The organism is Mesorhizobium sp. M0621, assembly GCF_040320745.1.
Lineage (GTDB): Bacteria > Pseudomonadota > Alphaproteobacteria > Rhizobiales > Rhizobiaceae > Mesorhizobium.
Genome location: NZ_JAMYQF010000068.1, coordinates 1 through 17,929, shown reverse-complemented (window position 1 = coordinate 17,929; position 17,929 = coordinate 1). Strand labels below are relative to the sequence as shown.

The window sequence follows — 17,929 nt, the reverse complement described above, 5'->3', positions numbered from 1 at the left end:
TCCGCGAGCCCGCAAATCAGACGTCCATACCGTCCGCGCATTTTGAGCGGTCGATCAGTTTCGTGTGCATGCCTCCGCCTGGCTGCGTGAGCTCAATCGCGATAGAAGATGCCATTTGGGGGCTTGAGATTGTCGAGATCGGCCACTTTGCCCTCGGGCGGGTTAAGGGCGCGCTTAAGCACGTTATATTCAGCGCGGGTCGGCCCGCCGGTTGAAGCACGCTGGAACACCAAGTAGAGTGTCCGCCGAGAACGATTGCTTTTGTTCGGTCGTGAGTAGTGCGGTGCGTAATCGTCGAAGATGAAGATGTCGCCAGACTTCCATACTACGGGTTCCCAGGAGAACTTTTCGGCAACTTGAGGGTCGATCACCCCACCGGCATCCATGGGAAACACCCCCTTCTTGTGGTTGCCGGGGCTGAAGAAAAGCCCGCCGTTTTCCTCGTCGGAGTCGTCGATGCCTATGGCAACCACCGCATGGACCATCCGATCCGGGAGTTTGTGTGGAATGTGATAAATGTCCTGATGCGGGAGATAGCCGCCGCTGTCGGGGTAGTGGAAAATCAGCAACTCCTTGAGCCTGCGCGAATCTTCGCCAAGCAACTCCTCGACCGCTGACTTTATGCGCTGATCTTCTAAGAGCAAACGACGCAATGGATCATGGAAGTCGAGAAAATTCTCCATCTTGGAGGTGATCTTTCGATTGTCCGTTGTCTTCTCGAACCACATGAGCCATTTATCATCGCTGACGGCCCAGCGTGACATATCTTCGACAAAGGTAGAGATATCTTCCTGAGCCGCTGGATCGAAGAATCTTTCGAGCCTGACGTATCCGTCCTTCTGCCACTTTTCTCTTTGTGCATCAGTCAACATGCGAAAAGCCTCCTGTTGGAAACACTGGTTTGGTTGGACATGCCAATTAGGGCGGTCGGGCGCTGATCAAGTTGCGGGTCCACAGAGACGGACTCACGTGATGAGGGAGGCGATGCTAAGTGCGTTCCGCTCCGGCGGATATTGTCCGCAGAAGCTCGGCGCGAGACTGCCTATGTCAGGCTCAGCCGGGTCTAGGGGTTCCGCAAACTGGGCCGGATCAATCACTTCACCCCGTTCAACCACGACACGCATCGCCAAAGGCCGGCACCATCCGCTACCTGCCGACCCAGCCATGGCCGCCAAGACCACGCCGGTCTTTCGAGTGAGCGACTTGGTACGGCCTTGGCAACCGTAGGGGGAATGCACGCCCCCAGAGTGATGCGATGCGCCGCTTGGTCGAAGGGCTTGGTCGGTCACGATGATATCGGAGAAGCCTCCGGGGTTCGCCGCAGCGCAGGCGGGCATCATTCCTAGGATGCCACCGCCGATGATCAAAAGCATACGAGTCATATTCCACTGCCCATTTCTTCGGCTGCGTGGTCGGGCCAGCTCTCGATCGAGGTATGAGTGATGAAGCCAGGATACTCGGGGTTCGCGCATGGCGCGCGCCCAAGTAGGCTATCGAGGATGCGACGCGCGCGCCAGGCCAGCAAGCTTAGGTTCGGATCGGCCAGGCCGCGCTGCCCGAGGCTCGCATTTTGTACGAAGATGCGTCTGTCACACGGTCCGTCCCAGCTCACCGAAAAATCCTCGCGAATAGCTAATTCATTGTCGATCTGCTCCAAGCGGCCCATGATCGGTTCCAACAAGCTTGGGACCGCGTTCTCGTAACCGGTGGCCAGGATGACGATGTCAGCCGTGACTTCTCCGACCTCGTCCATGCCATGCTGCAGGGTCAGCCTGTGACCCGGTCCGGCGTTGATGCAGTGCGAGACGGTGCAGCCCGGCCGCAGTGTGATGTCGCATCGGTATGGCTCGAAAAATGCATGGCGGTACAGCGCCTGATAGATCGCGCGCAACGTGCTTTCCGAAATGCCGTCCGAAGCAAGCACGAAACGCCGCAGGAGCAGCTTACGCTGCGACTCGCTCATCGCCGCGAAGCGATCCGAAAAGCAGGGCATGAACAACTCGTTTGTGAACGGGCTGTTGTCCAGAGGCAGATAGTTTTCGCGCTGCGAGACCCAAGTGATCGAGGCAGGCCGCCGTTCGTTCGGCAGGCCGACAAGGTGCAACATCACCTCGGCTCCCGACTGGCCTCCGCCGACAACGCAGACATGCTTTCTCCGCACCTCAGGGTGGATGTGCAGTAAAACAGATGAGTGGAACAGGTTGCGTCCGATCCAGCCCTGAAATTGAGGCGGAATTTGCGCCTGCTTGCCAATGCCGACCACAACGTTTCTGGCGCCGAGAACCGCCTTATCCGTCCGCACCTGAAACTCGCCGTCAAAGCGGATTTCGCGCACTGTCTCGCCGCCGCGCACAAGTGGGTTCCTGTGGAAGACCCAGTTCAGGTATTGTTCGAACTCCACTCTGAGCACGGCTTCGAACTGTGCGTTCAGGAAGTGATACAGACGCCCGTTCTCGTGCAGGAAGTTTACGAAAGTGTAGGCTGATCGCGGATTCACTAGAGTGACCAGGTCCTTGAAGTGGCTGACCTGCAGCTCCGAGGAATCGAATGCGATGCCTGGATGCCAGCGGAAGTCGACCTGCCGATCCAGGAACACTGCCCCTTTCCCAACTTGCTCGTGTATCTGACACGCAAGGCTCAAATTGGACGGGCCAGCACCGATCCCAACGCAAGATGACTCCACCTGCTTCCTCCTATAGCGTCTTCCCACTAGGCGGCTTGTTCGCGGCGAATATCGGCCATAGCCATTAGCCTCCGCTCACGGACTTCGAGCCCCAGTCCCGACCGGGCTTGCGAGAATTTGTCCTGCGCGCTCGGGTCTTCGCATGTAGACCCGCGCATTCCAGCGCGGTGACAATCGACGGGTCATGCCGGCGACGTGGGGCAACGACGTTTGTCCTTTCCGCCCGTCTGGATGCCCCCCTCGCCGTCACGCGAGGAGCTTTCCAGGCCCACTAAGGTGTTTGAAGCCGGCGCAATCGCCTGTCTCGACCATGACGCGCCGGCCTTTCGGCGGCTTGATGGCAGGCGAGAGCGCGGTTTTCACTGCGGCGACGGCATTTTCGGTGCGCATGATCATGGACGACGTCTCGCTGATGCGTTCGCAGAGTCCCATGCATGGGCCGTGCCAGAGAAGGAAATTTTATTAAACAATGGGTTGGCGGATTTACGATCCTGTCGGAAATCCGACATTGGGGGGACGCCTCACTGCGGCGCCCGATTTGCACGTCGATGTCGCCTTTTCCGATAGCTAATCGGTTCTGCACCAGAATACTTCTCTTGTGGAGACCAGCACGAAGTCTTCATGAACGGACAGTGCAGAACCTTGCGTCTCTGCCGGACAGAGTACCCGCACGATGGGCATCTGTTCCCCGCCGACCAGCCGACCGCGTGGCAAAGATTGAGAGCGGCGAAGCTTGCGCTAACGGCCACATTTCTCCGGTATTTCAGCGATGCATTCCTCGAGACGCTTCAGGCGGCACTTCGCATTGCGAAGTTCATGTCCGGCTTCGAAACGCCGTGGCGCCCCTGAGGTGTAAACGCCACGAGATCGCGCTCCAGTTCGGCAATGCGCGCACGCAACCTGCCGAGCCTCTTCCTGACGCAATGCATTTATCCATCCACGCCCGCGAATCGATCTTCCTGGCAACACCCTAAAAGCTATGCGGGTTATGCCACCGAGACGTAATTTCCGGCAAGCCGACACGCTCTAACATCCGCTAATGCAATCTAGAGAAAGCGTTCTTCGGGAAGAAGGCTGACGCTGCTTGGGGGAAAGCACTAGGAACCCTCGGATCTGACGCGTCGCGTCGGCCGATTGCGGCAGCTCCAAAGCGCAGGGACAGGCCGTCAAGCGCCGGGCAGCGTGCCCTTCATCCACATTGCGAAGACATCGAGCAGGATGGCCAGCCCGACGCCGCACGCGGTCAGGATAAGGCCGGCCATGAAGATGCGGTTGGCGCGTTCGTAGATGGGTCGGCGCAACGAACTCATGTCGAGTAGCAGGGACAGCGCCCGCAACTGCAACGTGATGCCGACCAGGATCGGCACAACGGCGAACAGGTCGTAGAGCCGCCATGGCACGGGGTTCGCCGCCCAATGCGTGACGAAGCCGAGCGAAAAGGCGAGCAGAATGCCGACGACGGTGATTGTACCGTTGCGAAAAATCGTCTCGATCAGCTCTTCCTTGGGATCGTGTTCGTCCAAGCGTCCCTCCTCTCCCTCAGCAGTTGCAGGCCTTTGCACGGTCAACGTAGGCTCTCGGGAAATCCCTGTACATCGCCGCCAACTAGTCAAGGGCCGAGGACCGAAGTCGCGAGGCAAACGTTTTAGGCTTGCGCTGCCCTCATCACTTCCTGAGGCGCCATCAGCCTTTGCCGCGAAGTGAACGATGGAAGCGCTCCCTGCCACGGGTGCTGCGCTCAGAGCGGCAGGGTCAACAGCGTCATTTCAGCTGGAGTGTCTACAATGAAATAAAAACTGAATGGCACTCTAGGCGTCGCCAGGCGCGGCGGATGCGCGACCCGGCTCCTGTCCTCGAACTGCTCGCGTTGAACGCCGACAGGCGGCGCGCCGGCAGTACTCTACGGAGCAGATCCGGCAAATCGCGGCCCGCGTCTTCTATGCCGTGATTGAGGCGCCGCCTGAAACAGATCACCTATAGTAGGCTTCTCTGACTGGGGTCGGTGAGGTCAAGCTTTTCCTGTCTTTTCCGGACGATGTCGCCCCGTGGGTCACTCGCTTCTCTTCGCGGTCGGCGCCGGGCCGCCGCATGATGGGGTCAGGAGGGCGAGGCTTTTCAATCTGTTGAGCGACGTTGGGAGAATCTATCCAGGATCTAGCCTGCCAACGAGATCGCCTTGCTGGCGACATTCATGCCCCATGCCCCTCGACCATTTCTTGCTGAGCACAAGCAGCGAATGCGCCGCCTCATAGAGGGCCGTGCGGGCGAGTTCGTCGCCGCATCGGCAGACCTTGCCCTGAATGTCGGTTTCACCGGATTGATGACGTGCCGGGGTCAAGCCCAGATGCGCACCCTCCGGAAGCGATCCGGCTGATCGATCGTGGCACGGAAGGCGAGCGCGGTGATCAGCCCGACGCCGGGCGCGCTCATCAGCCGCCGACAGACTTGCTCTTGCGGGCGATGTCGAGAACCTGCTCTGTCAGTCGCCCGAACTCGCGCAACATCGTGGCTATGTCGCCAGGAGCGGCTCGACCAGCGCCACGACGATATTGTCAGCACCAATGAGCTCGCGCACGCGATCGGCGAAGGCTCCACGGCTTGGCCTGCCAAGCTTGAGGCCGGCCTCCCGAAGAATCGACCTGACCACGTTCTCGATCGTCCGCATTTCGTTGAGGACCGTGCGTCGAGCGACGAGGAGGGGACGCCAGAGCCGACACTGCTGGCGTGACGCCGATGCTTCGGAGACCCGGGCGCCGGTCCGTGCCAAGAAGAGCAGAAAGGCTCGGTCGCGCCGACCACGGGGCGTCTTTGGATCGGGCACCGCGATGAGGGTGTCCACTTCGACCTTGGTGAGGTGGTACCTCACCTCAATGTGCGTCCGTTTGATGGGAATCGTCAGCACGCGTTGGGCGACGCCGAAGGACGCCGGGTCGGCGGCAGCGACGTGGTGGAAGAAAGATCGGATCGCGGCCAAGCGGGCGTTGCGCGTGGTGACGGAACTGTTCCGCTTCTCCTCGAGTTCGTCGAGAAAAGCGAGAACGAGGTCTCGATCAAGCTCTTCGAGTGCGGCTTCTTCCGCAATCGGGCGGCGGCAAAGAGGATCAGCATGCGCAAAGCGTCCCGATAGCTGGCCACGGTCGCGGGAGTCGCGTTCCGCTGCTTGGTCAGGCGCCCGCGGAAATAGGACTCCAGGAGCGGCGCCAGGAGCAGGTGTTCGCTCATGCTGGGCTCCGCGCTTACACTAGATCGATTAGGCGCCTACGGTTGCAGTCATTGTCGGATCTACGACGATGTCGGACATAAGACACAGCGCTACCAAAGTGATCGTATTGTTCTGAAAGATTTTCCTGGTTGGCACGACACATGCAGTCCTATGCGCAAACGCACTGCCGCGCCGCACCAACTGAGAAGACGTCATCCCATGATCACGCTCGCCGAGCATGCGGCCGCCGCAAACACTGAGCTTTCCCGGGCGGAAGGAAGCCTTTGCGCTTTCATTCTTCAGGTTGTACGGACATGACCGCGTTCGATTTCCGTCCAACTCTGAATGCTCCCGACGATGATCCCTATCTTTGGCTTGAAGATATAGAAGGCGAACGGGCACTTGACTGGACCGCCAGCCAGTCGGCCAGGACACTGGGGCACTTCGGTGGAACGCAGTTCGATCGCGACCGTGAGGCCCTGACAGCGATCTTCGATCGTCCTGACAAGATGCCCATGATCATGCGCCGTGGTCAGTACCTCTACAATTTCTGGCAAGATGCCCGCAATCCGCGCGGACTGTGGCGCCGGACCACCCTTGCCGCCTACAAGAAGGCGGATCCTCAGTGGGAACTCCTGCTCGATCTGGACGCCGTCGCCACTAGCGACCGAGAGGACTGGGTCTGGGGCGGCGCGTCGATTGAGCCAGAGAGACGGGAAAGAGCCGTTCTACGCCTCTCGCGCGGGGGCAGCGATGCGGTCGTGCATCGCGAATTCGATCTGGGGTCCCTAAGCTTTGTCGCCGACGGTTTCAATCTCCCGGAAGCCAAGGGCGGCATTGAATGGCTCGACCCTCACAGGCTTCTGCTTTCCAGCGCGCTTGGTGATGGCATGGCCACCCGCTCCGGCTACGCGCGCACCGTTCGGTTGTGGAAGCGTGGCGCGGATCCGCTCACCTCAGCGGTAATCTTCGAGGCCGATTCCGAATCCCTCGGCGTATCTGGTCATTTGGACCGCACCGCCGGGACCGAGCGCCTTTGGTTCTTCGAGACGCCGGCCTTCTTCGAAATGATAGGTCATGTCGGCGACAGGAGCGGTCCGAAGATGCGGATCGACCTTCCGCAGGACGCTCGATGGAATGGATTCGGCGACTGGCTGGCGGTAAGGCCGCGCAAGCCCTGGATGGTGGGAGGGACGACCCATGCCGCCGACGCGCTGATCGGCATCTCGCTTTCCTCCTTCCTCGCCGGCGAGCGCAGTTTTGCCGCCCTCTTTGAACCAGGCGACAGGCGCTCTCTGCAGTCATTCTTCTGGAATGACGGGAAGCTCATCATCTCCTGCCTCGTCAACCTCGTTCCGCGTTTCGAGATGTTCAGCCCCGGCCGCCAGGAATGGACGAGCCGAGCCCTGGACACCGTGCCCGCCGAAGGGACTGTTCACCTCTGGTCGTTCGATGCGGAACGTCACGAGACCAATGGAGAGGTCCTCATTTCGGCTCAGGACCCGATCACGCCGCCGAAGCTTCTCCTATTAGACCTCAACGCCGCGGCGCCTTTCGGCGCTCCAGTAATCCTGAAGCGCAACCCGGAGAATTTCGACGCATCCAGGCTGGTGGTGACGCGCCACGAGGCAGTCTCGACCGATGGTGAGATGATCCCCTATACGCAGGTCGGTCCGGCGAATGGGAACGGGGATGCCCCGGTTCACCTCACCGCCTACGGCGGGTACGGCAAATCGGTCGTGCCCCACTACAACTCCTCGCTAGGCAAACTGTGGCTCGAACGCGGCGGCACGTGCGTGGTGGCGAACATCCGGGGCGGCGGCGAGTTCGGAACCCGTTGGCACGAGGCGGGGCGCAGGGCGGGCAAGCGTCTCGCCCATGACGATTTCGCCGCCGTTGCCGCCGACCTCGTGCGAAGAGGCATTACGCTGCCGAGGCGGATTGCCGCCCAGGGCGGCTCAAATGGCGGCCTTCTGATCGCCAATATGCTTACCCGCTATCCTGAACGTTTCGGCGCGCTGTTCTGCACAGTCCCGCTTATCGATATGCGCGGCTACACCAAGCTTTTGGCGGGCGCGAGCTGGATTGACGAATATGGCGATCCCGACAAGCCGGAGGAATGGATTTTCCTAAAGGAAATCTCCGCCTATCACGCCGCGACACCAGGACAGCCCTATCCGCCGATCCTGCTTGCCACCAGGAAGCGAGACGACCGCGTCCATCCGGGCCACGCGCGCAAGATGGGTGCAAAGCTGCAGGCTCTTGGCTATCCCGCCTACTTCTACGAGCCCGGCGCGGGCGGGCACGGCTACGGCAAGAACAATCGGGAGCGGGCCGCATTCATTGCCTTGGGCACCAATTTCCTTCGCAGTGCGATCGGCTGGCAAGTCGATATCAGATAGGTGACCGGGGGCAACACGAGCAACTTTTCAATAGTGAGTACAGATTTCCGATCGCGAGCACGGTGCAAATATGTGTGCACAGTTTCACGTAGATGCTCCGTTAATCTCAAGCAATTCCAACAGGGTTTTTCATAGTGCAATCCATCATTTCTGAAGAGCAAGGAGAGAATATCATGGCGAGAAAGCAAACGGGCGTGGCGCGGGGAGCAATAGTGGCCGTGGTCCTCATGGTGGTGGGACAGCAAGCCGTTGCGGCCGACCTTGTGCAAGCCCCGAGCGTCTCGCAGGCAGGAGCCTCGGTCCCGGAACGGCCCAGCCCATGGCAGATCCGCCTGCGTGCGTTGAGGATCGTCACTGAGGATTCGGGCTACGTCAATGCGGTGCCCGGCTCCGGTCTTTCCTATTCGGATACGGTAACGCCGGAATTCGATATCTCCTATTTCTTCACCGACAACATCGCCACCGAGCTTATCCTCGGCACCACCTATGCCAACATCGATGGCCAAGGAGCGATCGGCGCGCTGGGCAATGTCGGCAAGGTTTGGCTGCTGCCGCCCACGCTCACATTGCAGTATCATTTTACCAATTTCGGCGCATTCAAGCCCTATGTCGGTGCCGGCGTGAACTACACGATCTTTTATAACCAGGACGTCGGCAGTGCAGATGCTCTCCATGTTAAGAACACGTTCGGCACCGCGCTGCAGGTCGGGTTCGACTACATGGTGGATCAGCACTGGGGCGTCAACTTCGACGTGAAGAAGGTTTTCCTAAAGCCAGACTTCGACGTCACGGTCGACGGCGCGAAGCTGACGGGGAAGGCGGACCTCGATCCCTGGTTGATAGGCGCAGGTGTCACCTACCGCTTCTAACAATGAAAGGTGAAGGCGGCTGCTGATAGCCGATCGAAATGAAGGGCGCGCCTTGTGCGCCCTTTTTCCGTCGGCCCTGAACGGGCGACACCTGAAGAACCCGTTGTCGAGGGGCGGCCGCGCTCTCCAGCGGACCAAAAGGGTACCCCGTGATCAATGCGGGCTCGACCAACGCCTGAAATCGAGGTGCTTAGATGCGCTTCGGACCAGGATGGCTGTTGGGTATTGTTGATGGAATGCCCGGCATCAGTCTCCCGGACGTCATCTCAGAGCTATGCATCGGGTGAGATTGTGTGGCAGACCCCGGCTGGCGCCGGGACGTCTCCGCCACAAAATCTCGCCCGATGCAGAGGAACGGCTAGGTGGCGCGCCACCTAACCGTTCACCGGCGCGATCTTCTGCTTCCGTGGGATTTTAGCAACGACCTGTCGCCGACAATGCATCAGGAGCACGCCACCGGCGACAAGGTATTCGTAGAGCAAATCTGGCGTGAAGATCCCGATTGTCGACCGCAAGAGCGGCGAGATCCGCGAGGTGGAGATCTTCGTGGCGGTGCTGGGTGCGTCCAGCTACACCTTTGCCGAGGCCACCAAACGCTCCCCGACTGGATTGGCTCGCATGTCCGGATGTTTTGGTTTTTCCAGGGCGTTACCAGACTCATAATTCCCGACAATCTGAAGTCGGGCGTCAGTCGCCCCAGCTTCTACGATCCCGAGATCAACCTCAGCTACGGCACGATGTCCACTTATGGCGTTGGGTGTTCTTCCGGAATGGCCCAAACACCCACGGGATAAATCGAAAGTCGAAAATGGAGTGCGTTTTGCCCAATCCTGGATTCTGGGCCGTCTGCGCAACCAGACTTCGTCTCACTGGCTGAGGCTAATGCCGCCATTGCCCAGGCACTCGATCGCATCAACGACCACGTCATGCGCCGGCTGGCGTCAGTCGCCGGCAGCTCTTCGGGACCGTCGAGCGCCCGACCCTGGCCGGTCTTCCACCGGAGGATTACGAGTTTGCCGAATGGCGTTTGGCCCGCGTCTCGAGGTGGGGCTCCGACCTATCCAGAGCCACCCCGGGCGGCGGCGGGCCACCATCACCCTAAAATTACGGTCTAAACGACCTTTGCCGCCGGCACCGGCTGGATAAATTTAGATCGCGCAACACTGTGCCGGCCGTCGACACTGACGGGCACCTCGCCCTCGATGGTTGCGCGACGAACGACGCGGCGTTGGTCGCCGCAATCCTTAGTCGCACAATGCATCGTTGCTCGATTGTCCCAGATAGCGATATCACCCTGCTTCCACTTCCAGCGCACCGTGTTTTCCTGGGCGGCGACATGAGACTCAAATAGATCGAATAGCCTCTGGCCGTCGTATTTGGATACGCCAACGAAACGCGCTACATAAACGCCGAGCACAAGCGTGCGCTCGCCGGTCTCGGGGTGGACGCGTACGACTGGATGCTCTGTCTCGATGATCGGTCCAGTATGGGGCTCTGTAGAAGACCTGAGATAAGATCCGGGGAAGCTGTGAACAGCCCAGAGTTCGTCGGCGAGCCGTTTCAGCGGCAACGGTAAGTCGAGATATACGGCCGCGGTGTTTGACCAGACGGTGTCGCCGCCGACTGGCGGGATCACAACGCCTCGCAGCACCGCGATCTTGGGATAGGCATCCATGCAGGACCAATCGATATGCCAAACGTAAGCCCCGATATCGCCACGTGCGGAATCAATGTCGAAAATCGGCGTCGTTCCCTCCGGATACGGCGAGGGCTTCCCGAATCGCAGAGCAAAACGCTCCTGCCCAGCGTCGTCGAGATGACCCTGGTCGCGGAAGAAGATGACCTTGTGCTCAAGCACCAGGCTGTTTATCGCAGCGATGGCTTGGTCCGGCAAATCGGCCGACAACTTGATGTTCCTGATTTCAGCCCCGATGCGCGCTGTGCATTTAATAACATCGGTACGTGGAATAAAATTGTCGAAATCCATTTCACTCATAGCGGCGTTCTCCTTTTTCAATGCAAATCTATCAAACGTGAAACAAAGCATAGGCGGCATTGTAAGATCCAATGGACGACTTGCTACGATTACCGGAGATCTTGCGCGCCTTATAGAACGTCACTCTGGGGACCGGACAACGGTCCAACATTCTCAATCAGTGACACTCTTCCGATGTTGTACTTCAAATCTCCGCCTGCCCTAATGCGCTGTGGGAATCGATGATCGAGGCTGATTTTTTCTCAGAAGAAGCGTGCCAACCCGGCGCTTTGCAAGTAGTCCAAAATTCTGTGGTGGATATCCTTGGATCGGGCATCACGGCAGAGGCTCTCGCGGGCTCGAACTCGATGGTATGGCTTGCATACTGTTGTCTCCTGTTCGCCTGGGGTAGTGTTATCGTGTCTCCAGTTGCACCGCATCCTACCACTCCTGATGGGTGGATCTCACCTGGGCGAGATCGGCGCGACGTCTCGGCTGATGTCATGGGAGCGTGGTCGAGTAGCGCAGGCATTGGGCTTTCACAGATCCGGGCGGGCGGATTTCCCGCGCCCGACTCTTCCCGGGGGTACCTGCGTCATATGCGTGCTTGGCCCAAGTTCGAGTGATGCGCGGAGTTGGCATAGGGAAGCGCGGCGCCAGGCTCTTGAACTCCGTCCAGCGAATGCGCTGGCTTTTCTGGCTGCGCCGTCTGAGACCCGTATATCCGACGCACTTGCCGCCATGGCGCCGCCGTCGCTCAAGCCGGGTCGCTTCCGGGCTCGCGACAAGCTGCTGGCCATGCTGAAGTCCATCAGCCGATCCTTCCGCTATTACGGCGAAGCCGCTTGGCCGCGACGTCCGGTTCGAAGAGGGGCGCGGGCCGCTGCTGCGCCACAGAAGCCGATGAGTGTTGTCTCGTCGGGAAGTTCGCCCGGCTTCGGGCACTGGTTCGGCATCAGGCCGCAGATGACGGCTGAACTGCGCGAGTCTCATCTATGATCCCGACCTCGCCGTAGAAGTGACCTTGCAGCCGATCGAGCGCTTCGGCTTCGATGCCTCGATCGAGCAGCATGATGCGTCGCTGTCGACCGCCCAGCGCCGCGTCATGACGGCGATCGAACTGTGCCGGATCGCCGCGCTCGGAGGGTATGTCGAAGCGTGCGATCACCGCGGCATAGCCGCATTGCGTTCAACCGCTGCCGCGATCGCCATTGCCCGAAGTGCCAGTCGCTCGCCCGCGCGCAATGGCTGGAGGATGGTCGCGCCGGGCTCCTTGACACGCAATACTTTCACGTCGTCTTCACGCTGCCCGGCGACATTGGCGCCATCGCCTATGAGAACAAGGCGCTTGTCGGCCTGCTCTCCCGTGCCGCCGCCGAGACCCTGCGCACCATTGCTGCCGATCCCAAGCACCTGGGCGCCGAGATCGGCTTCTTCGCCGTGCTGCGCCCCTGGGGGCAGAACCTGCTTGAGCATCCGCATCTCCATTGCGTCGTCCCAAGCGGCGGCCTTTCTGCCGACGGTGATCGATGGGTCGCCTGTAAGCCCGCCGCAAGGCTTCTCGAAAAAAAGCGAGATCGAGCTGCTGTGGCCCGACTTTCTGCTCCAATTCCCTGATCCGGTGCCTGGCCTGTCGCGAGGCGAATTCAATATCGATAGAGGTGCTGGCCCGCCTCATGCTCACAGCATCGCGATGGACTGCTCTTCACCCCTTTTTCTCTTCATCAGTCCGGAGGCAAGAAGCCGCAGATTATTGCTATTCGCCCTGGACGGGAAATGCTGCGATAGACCAATCGATTAAGCCGACCGCACGCTGAAGTACCGCCTCGGTCCGAGCACGGTTGGGCGAAGTGGCGATGACATGGGCGATGCGGTCTCCAGAATGGCCTTTCCTGATGATCGCCGTCTTGGGTTCAACGTACAATTTTACCTCCGCGACACCTGATACGGCAGCCGCGCGACTCGCGCCATCGATCCAATCGAGAGTGCCATCGTATTCGGGAATTAGGTACCGCGCGGCCGCAGTGTGCAAATGCCTTTTGCGCAAATCCCATTCGTCGCCAATGACGAGCTTGATGTGCTCCGTGATGAGATCGATACCGTAAGCCAGCTGAACCATGTCGGAAACAGGCGAACCCGCAAGACGCGGATTGACTTCAATGACAACGGGGCCATGGTTCGTCCACCTAAGTTCAATGTTCGCTGGCCCCCAACCGAGGCCGAGAGCTTTCAAACAGCTCAGCGAGACATCGGCAACACGCCTATACTCTTCATCACTCAGCTGGGCCGGATAGAAATGCCCGCGACAGACGAAATGCGGTGGGCTATAGTCAGCATCGGCAATACCAATGATTTCGCTGCCCATGATTTCAAGGTTATACTGTGGGCCTTGTGCGAATTGTTCCACCAGTATTCTCGGTGATGACCGCCATATATGCTTGCCTCCGAGCAGATAGATCGTATGTTCGGCTAACTCATCGACGTTGCGGCACAATCGGACACCGCTGCTGCCGATGCCGACGGCCGGCTTAAGAATTACCGGGAGCCCGATCTCCGCAGTAGAGCGTTCAACCTCCGTCGCATTCGCTGCCAGACGATAGGCAGGTATCGGAAAGCCAGCCTCCGCGAGGACCTGACGTTGAATAAATTTGTCGCAACACCGTTCGATCGCTGTGGGGTTCGGTCCAGGAAGATCAAAGTACCGGCAGAGCTTGCCAACCACCGCATAGACAGATTCCTGGGCGCTGGTAATGCCAGCTATGTCATAGGTCGAACGCAGACGGATACATTCGCGGATCAGCGCATCCACATCGTCTTTGTCGACACGGATGGCCTCAATTCCTAGTGCCGCGAGGTAGTCGAACAGGGCTGGATCAGCCGACAGGGTAATTGGATGAAGATCGAGACGCCGAGCCGCATCATTGTATAGCGGGCTATTACTTGCGCCCTCAAGCAGGATAAGCGCTCTTCTTGCCATTAGCTAATTCCTCCGACGTTTTCGTGCTGTGCGGTGATCGAGGTGAATCGGCATCAGCTTTTTCGGCGGACCCGACCTCAGACGTGAGTGAACATACCGTCGTCAGAGATTTGCAGTCGTAAAGCTTCTGTGAATTTATCTGAATCCTGGCTAGGCTCAGGACCTATTAATTTCGTCCGAGATGTGATTCACGGTCTCCGTCGAACGAGGTCGTTATGGGTGATTAGTTTCTGCTGAGCGAGCGCCACATGGCGCTGGCCGCATTTTCCGCTGTCGCACGGGGTACCGATGACGCAGCGGCCTCTTCTAATGTGATCCAATGGTTTGCAGTGGAAGGATGCGCCGGGGGACTGTCAGGAATCTTGTGCGTGAAGCCGATTGTCGTCATTGGCTGACGAACCTTTCGCCGAAGACGACGGCGAATTGTGTCCCGACCTCGAATCACTCGACGCGGGGCTCGTTTCCATTCATGGCGGCGTGGTTGAGAACCAAATATAGCAGCTTCATTGCGGCGTCGCCATTGGGAAAGTGACCGCGCGTTCGCAAGGCCCGCCGCAGCTTTGAGTTCAGCGCCTCGATGGCGTTTGTAACCGGTATGATCATGACGGATGCCATCCGATCCCCGCTGGAGATGAACGGTTTTCGGCGTATGGCGCGACCATCCGGGACAGGGGCACCGGGAGCACGCTAAGTGCGGGCAGGCCGATGTATTCGATGAGCTGCGAGCTCGCGTTAGTAGCTGGCCGCCCCTGCGACCTGCCCGGCTGCGCCGAGAGCGCGGATCCGTGGTGTCGCGTCGCCCGCCGGCTCCCGACTGTCTGAGGAGGGAGCCCGATGAGACGTGTGATTGGAATGGACATCCACCTTTGGGTCGTGTCCCATCAGGTGGTGTAGCTCGGCGGTAGCGAAGCCGCTCACGAGCGCGCCGTTAGTAGCGCTGTAGCGAGCGAGCGCGCCGTTAGTAGCGCTGTAGCGAGCGAGCGGCGTGTGGGTGGTCATCGGCGCTTTCCGGTTGGGTTTGGTTGTTGACGCCAACCCAAGTCGGAAGGACCACCGATGACCGACGACATGATGAACCTGCGCACGCTCGTGGAGAAGACCCCGGATGCCGATCTGCTGCGGGAGATGATCGGCTTTGCCGCCGAGCGACTGATGGAAATGGAGGTGGGCGCGGCCACCGGCGCCAGCTATGGCGAGAAGAACCCGCTGCGGCTCGCCCAGCGCAATGGCTACCGCGACCGGGACTGGGAGACGCGGGCCGGCACGATCGAGCTGCGCATCCCGAAGCTCAGGAAGGGAACCTACTTCCCAGGTTTCCTCGAACCGCGCCGCGTGGCCGAGAAGGCGCTAACTGCCGTCATCCAGGAAGCTTATGTGCAAGGCATCTCGACCCGGTCGGTTGACGACCTGGTCAAGGCCATGGGTATGAGTGGCATATCCAAGAGCCAGGTCTCGCGGCTGTGCGAGGAGATCGACGGGAAGGTGAAGGCCTTCCTCGAGCGGCCGATCGAGGGCGATTGGCCATACCTGTGGATCGACGCCACTTACCTGAAGGTCCGCCGCGGTGGGCGGATCGTCTCGGTCGCCGTTATCATCGCCGTCGGCGCCAACGCGGACGGCCGGCGCGAGGTACTGGGCATGGAGATTGGCACCTCGGAGGCCGAGCCGATCTGGACAGAGTTCCTGCGCAAGCTGACACGTCGCGGCCTGCGCGGCGTCAAGCTCGTCGTCTCCGATGCTCACGAAGGCCTCAAGGCGGCCGTCACCAAGGTGCTGTGCGCGACATGGCAGAGGTGCCGCGTCCACTTCATGAGGAACGTGCTGGCCCATGCCGGCAAGAGCGGCCGCAGGGTCGTCTCAGCCTTCATCGCCACCGCTTTCGCCCAGGAAACGCCCGAGGCCGCGTCCGTACAATGGCGCGCCGTCGCCGACCAGATCCGGCCGAAGATGCCGAAGCTGGCGACAATCATGGACGACGCCGAGCCCGACGTGCTGGCCTACATGACCTTCCCCAAGGAACATCGCGCCAAGCTCCACTCGACGAATCCGATCGAACGTCTCAACGGCAAGATCAAGCGGCGCACCGAGGTCGTCGGAATCTTCCCGAACGACGATGCGATCGTGCGCCTCGTCGGCGCAATCCTGCTCGAACAGAACGATGAATGGGCAGTGCAGCGGGCCAGATATATGACTCTGGAAACGATCAGCCAGATGAGCGATGATCCCCTGATCAGCCTGCCAGCCGTGGCGCGCTGATCAGCCCGGCCCATGCCGGAGAGCACGGCGACTAATGCCGCCAGCTACACCACGCCGCGGGACACGATCCACCTTTGCGGTCGTGGCAGTTTGGGAAGACGGCCGGCTGCGCCATCACGGACGAGTCGACATGACCCGCACGGGACTGGAAGGGGTCGGCCGCAGTTTGCCATGGCGGTGGTGCGTGCAGAAAGCCGCTGGCATGGAGCTGCGCCAGAACGCCGGCATCGATCTTGTCGGTCTTCATCCTTGGCATGAACGATCGCCTTCACCTGCATCGGGAATCACCCGGCCGACGTAGGGCGACAGAACCCAACCGGCCCCGCTATATGACCCCTGAGACCATCAGTCATTCCCAAGCCAGTTTGCAGCAGAGTGCCATGCTGATCAGTTCGGCGCTGCCGGCAGCACGGCGACCAACGCGGCCTGCTACACCGCGTCAGGGAACACGATCTTCGCGGACCGCGAACGTCATCGTTTTATCCTCCTTAGTGCTAGCGTCGTAGATCATGCGTTCGCGTACAGTATTGTCCCGGTTAAACATCAGCACTCGTGGCTTGATCTCTGCGATCTGATGCTCCTCAACATAGGCAGAGGAGCAAACGATTAACTCATCTCCGATTTGGCAGGTGCGAGCAGCGGCTCCGTTCAACACACAGCAACGAGAGCCCCTCTCTCCGTAAATGACGTACGTGCTGATTCGCGCCCCTGAAGCCTTGTTCCAAATCTCAACGAATTCCAGCGGAAAAATGCCCGCCTCGTCGCAATGATCCGGATCCAGCGTAATCGAACCGCGGTAGTTCAAATCCGCGTCGCTCACCGTAATACCATGAAGCTTTGCCGCAATGATTTTTCTCATTTTCCTGACCTCATTTGTGTTTTGGAATAGGCGCTGTAGATTCTTGGCTTTTGCTTTCTTGTCGTAAGACCCAACGCCCGGCTGAAAAGTTCCTTTCGATCGATTCCAATGTGGCCATTAGTGCCCGATCGTCAGCAACGGCTCCGCAAACTTCGTGCCAATCGGACTCATTGAGCCATAAGTAACTTTATGAGCGTCGTTTCCACCATTTAGCCTGAGGCAACCGGAGATTGGTTCAGCAAGCCGTGTCGCGAACTCGACAAAGCGCTATGATGCTTCGAGCGGCTCACCTTCAAAGTCGATCGGGCTTGTCGCCCACGATGTAAACGCCCCTACGGGGCTTCGTCCCAATCAAGACTCGACTCGCTTTGCATCGATCTCGTTCCTTGCTGGTTCGGCAACGAACAACATAGATCAACGCTGTGCGTGGATTGCTTGGTGAGTTTGGGCTGATCGCGGCAGAAGGGTAACCGCTGTTCTTAGGCCACGGCCTTGAGCGGCGGGGGCATAGGCCCAGGGCAGCAGGTCGTCGAGCTCGCTTTGCGGATCGCCTGCGACGATGCGGGTGATGAAGCGGCGAGGTAGGCGCACGGGTCGACGCCCTTGAGTTTCGCGGTTTATGCCGACAGCCAAATTATGCCGAGTGTGCGAGTTTGACCAACACTTCCTCCACTTAGCGGTAGCTGGATCGGCATAGCTTAGGCTC

Annotated in this window: 12 protein-coding genes and 5 pseudogenes; 6 read left to right on the top strand and 11 right to left on the bottom strand. The window is 59.6% G+C overall.

Annotated elements, in window-relative coordinates; genetic code table 11:
* Positions 1 to 92: 92 nt before the first annotated feature.
* The 6 genes and pseudogenes from NKI38_RS29695 to NKI38_RS29670 all read right to left on the bottom strand — a co-directional run bounded on the left by NKI38_RS29695 (position 93) and on the right by NKI38_RS29670 (position 5,905).
* A complete protein-coding gene (locus NKI38_RS29695) occupies positions 93 to 872 on the bottom strand; it encodes a phytanoyl-CoA dioxygenase family protein (protein ID WP_352642389.1) in 780 nt (259 codons plus the stop codon).
* Positions 873 to 1,378: 506 nt separating this feature from the next.
* Entirely contained in the window at positions 1,379 to 2,683 is a 1,305-nt protein-coding gene (locus NKI38_RS29690) for a lysine N(6)-hydroxylase/L-ornithine N(5)-oxygenase family protein (protein WP_352663962.1), read from the bottom strand.
* Between the two features lie 246 nt (positions 2,684 to 2,929).
* The gene (locus NKI38_RS29685; RefSeq protein WP_156934530.1) at positions 2,930 to 3,079 is read right to left on the bottom strand and encodes an iron-sulfur cluster assembly accessory protein; all 150 of its coding nucleotides are present in this window, start codon (positions 3,077 to 3,079) and stop codon (positions 2,930 to 2,932) included.
* Positions 3,080 to 3,849: 770 nt separating this feature from the next.
* The gene (locus NKI38_RS29680; RefSeq protein WP_352663961.1) at positions 3,850 to 4,206 is read right to left on the bottom strand and encodes a hypothetical protein; all 357 of its coding nucleotides are present in this window, start codon (positions 4,204 to 4,206) and stop codon (positions 3,850 to 3,852) included.
* 658 nt (positions 4,207 to 4,864) lie between these two features.
* Positions 4,865 to 5,477 (bottom strand): annotated as a pseudogene (locus tag NKI38_RS29675) (transposase); the annotation flags it as partial.
* Positions 5,478 to 5,578: 101 nt separating this feature from the next.
* Positions 5,579 to 5,905 (bottom strand): hypothetical protein, encoded by a 327-nt coding sequence (locus tag NKI38_RS29670; protein WP_352663960.1) that lies wholly within the window; start codon positions 5,903 to 5,905, stop codon positions 5,579 to 5,581.
* Positions 5,906 to 6,199: 294 nt separating this feature from the next.
* Between NKI38_RS29670 and NKI38_RS29665 the strand changes: the two genes are divergently transcribed.
* The 3 genes from NKI38_RS29665 (at position 6,200) to NKI38_RS29655 (ending at position 9,819) form a co-directional block, all read left to right on the top strand.
* Positions 6,200 to 8,287 (top strand): prolyl oligopeptidase family serine peptidase, encoded by a 2,088-nt coding sequence (locus tag NKI38_RS29665; protein WP_352663958.1) that lies wholly within the window; start codon positions 6,200 to 6,202, stop codon positions 8,285 to 8,287.
* 227 nt (positions 8,288 to 8,514) lie between these two features.
* A complete protein-coding gene (locus NKI38_RS29660) occupies positions 8,515 to 9,156 on the top strand; it encodes an OmpW/AlkL family protein (RefSeq protein ID WP_352663978.1) in 642 nt (213 codons plus the stop codon).
* 489 nt (positions 9,157 to 9,645) lie between these two features.
* Complete coding sequence (locus NKI38_RS29655; RefSeq protein WP_352663956.1) at positions 9,646 to 9,819, top strand: hypothetical protein; 174 nt, start codon at positions 9,646 to 9,648, stop codon at positions 9,817 to 9,819.
* 448 nt (positions 9,820 to 10,267) lie between these two features.
* Here the strand turns inward: NKI38_RS29655 and NKI38_RS29650 are convergent, their stop codons facing one another.
* Positions 10,268 to 11,152, bottom strand: a complete 885-nt coding sequence (locus tag NKI38_RS29650) for a TauD/TfdA dioxygenase family protein (protein WP_352663954.1) — start codon at positions 11,150 to 11,152, stop codon at positions 10,268 to 10,270.
* A gap of 967 nt (positions 11,153 to 12,119) precedes the next feature.
* On the opposite strand from NKI38_RS29650, the pseudogene NKI38_RS33595 reads away from it, so the two are divergent.
* Together NKI38_RS33595 and NKI38_RS29640 are read left to right on the top strand one after the other, a co-directional pair.
* Positions 12,120 to 12,194 (top strand): annotated as a pseudogene (locus NKI38_RS33595) (uroporphyrinogen decarboxylase family protein); the annotation flags it as partial.
* A pseudogene (locus NKI38_RS29640) lies at positions 12,192 to 12,676 on the top strand (IS91 family transposase); the annotation flags it as partial. The pseudogenes NKI38_RS33595 and NKI38_RS29640, both read left to right, overlap by 3 nt.
* A 211-nt stretch (positions 12,677 to 12,887) precedes the next feature.
* Here the strand turns inward: NKI38_RS29640 and NKI38_RS29635 are convergent.
* Both NKI38_RS29635 and NKI38_RS29630 read right to left on the bottom strand, forming a co-directional pair.
* On the bottom strand, positions 12,888 to 14,108 hold the full coding sequence (locus tag NKI38_RS29635; RefSeq protein ID WP_352663952.1) for an ATP-grasp domain-containing protein: 1,221 nt from the start codon (positions 14,106 to 14,108) through the stop codon (positions 12,888 to 12,890).
* A gap of 384 nt (positions 14,109 to 14,492) precedes the next feature.
* Positions 14,493 to 14,708 (bottom strand): annotated as a pseudogene (locus NKI38_RS29630) (transposase); the annotation flags it as partial.
* A gap of 456 nt (positions 14,709 to 15,164) precedes the next feature.
* Here NKI38_RS29630 and NKI38_RS29625 point away from each other — a divergent pair.
* A complete protein-coding gene (locus tag NKI38_RS29625; RefSeq protein ID WP_352663950.1) occupies positions 15,165 to 16,364 on the top strand; it encodes an IS256 family transposase in 1,200 nt (399 codons plus the stop codon).
* Between the two features lie 139 nt (positions 16,365 to 16,503).
* Here NKI38_RS29625 and NKI38_RS33590 read toward each other — a convergent pair.
* Positions 16,504 to 16,645 (bottom strand): annotated as a pseudogene (locus NKI38_RS33590) (IS110 family RNA-guided transposase); the annotation flags it as partial.
* A gap of 158 nt (positions 16,646 to 16,803) precedes the next feature.
* On the bottom strand, positions 16,804 to 17,223 hold the full coding sequence (gene panD, locus NKI38_RS29620) for an aspartate 1-decarboxylase (protein ID WP_352663948.1): 420 nt from the start codon (positions 17,221 to 17,223) through the stop codon (positions 16,804 to 16,806).
* Between the last annotated feature and the right edge of the window lie 706 nt (positions 17,224 to 17,929).

Bases quoted from the DNA above. Each gene is read 5' to 3' on its own strand.
- NKI38_RS29695 (WP_352642389.1), bottom strand. From the start codon at position 872: ATGTTGACTGATGCACAAAGAGAAAAGTGGCAGAAGGACGGATACGTC.
- NKI38_RS29685 (WP_156934530.1), bottom strand. From the start codon at position 3,079: ATGATCATGCGCACCGAAAATGCCGTCGCCGCAGTGAAAACCGCGCTC.
- NKI38_RS29670 (WP_352663960.1), bottom strand. From the start codon at position 5,905: ATGAGCGAACACCTGCTCCTGGCGCCGCTCCTGGAGTCCTATTTCCGC.
- NKI38_RS29665 (WP_352663958.1), top strand. From the start codon at position 6,200: ATGACCGCGTTCGATTTCCGTCCAACTCTGAATGCTCCCGACGATGAT.
- NKI38_RS29660 (WP_352663978.1), top strand. From the start codon at position 8,515: ATGGTGGTGGGACAGCAAGCCGTTGCGGCCGACCTTGTGCAAGCCCCG.
- NKI38_RS29650 (WP_352663954.1), bottom strand. From the start codon at position 11,152: ATGAGTGAAATGGATTTCGACAATTTTATTCCACGTACCGATGTTATT.
- NKI38_RS29635 (WP_352663952.1), bottom strand. From the start codon at position 14,108: ATGGCAAGAAGAGCGCTTATCCTGCTTGAGGGCGCAAGTAATAGCCCG.
- NKI38_RS29625 (WP_352663950.1), top strand. From the start codon at position 15,165: ATGACCGACGACATGATGAACCTGCGCACGCTCGTGGAGAAGACCCCG.
- panD (WP_352663948.1), bottom strand. From the start codon at position 17,223: ATGAGAAAAATCATTGCGGCAAAGCTTCATGGTATTACGGTGAGCGAC.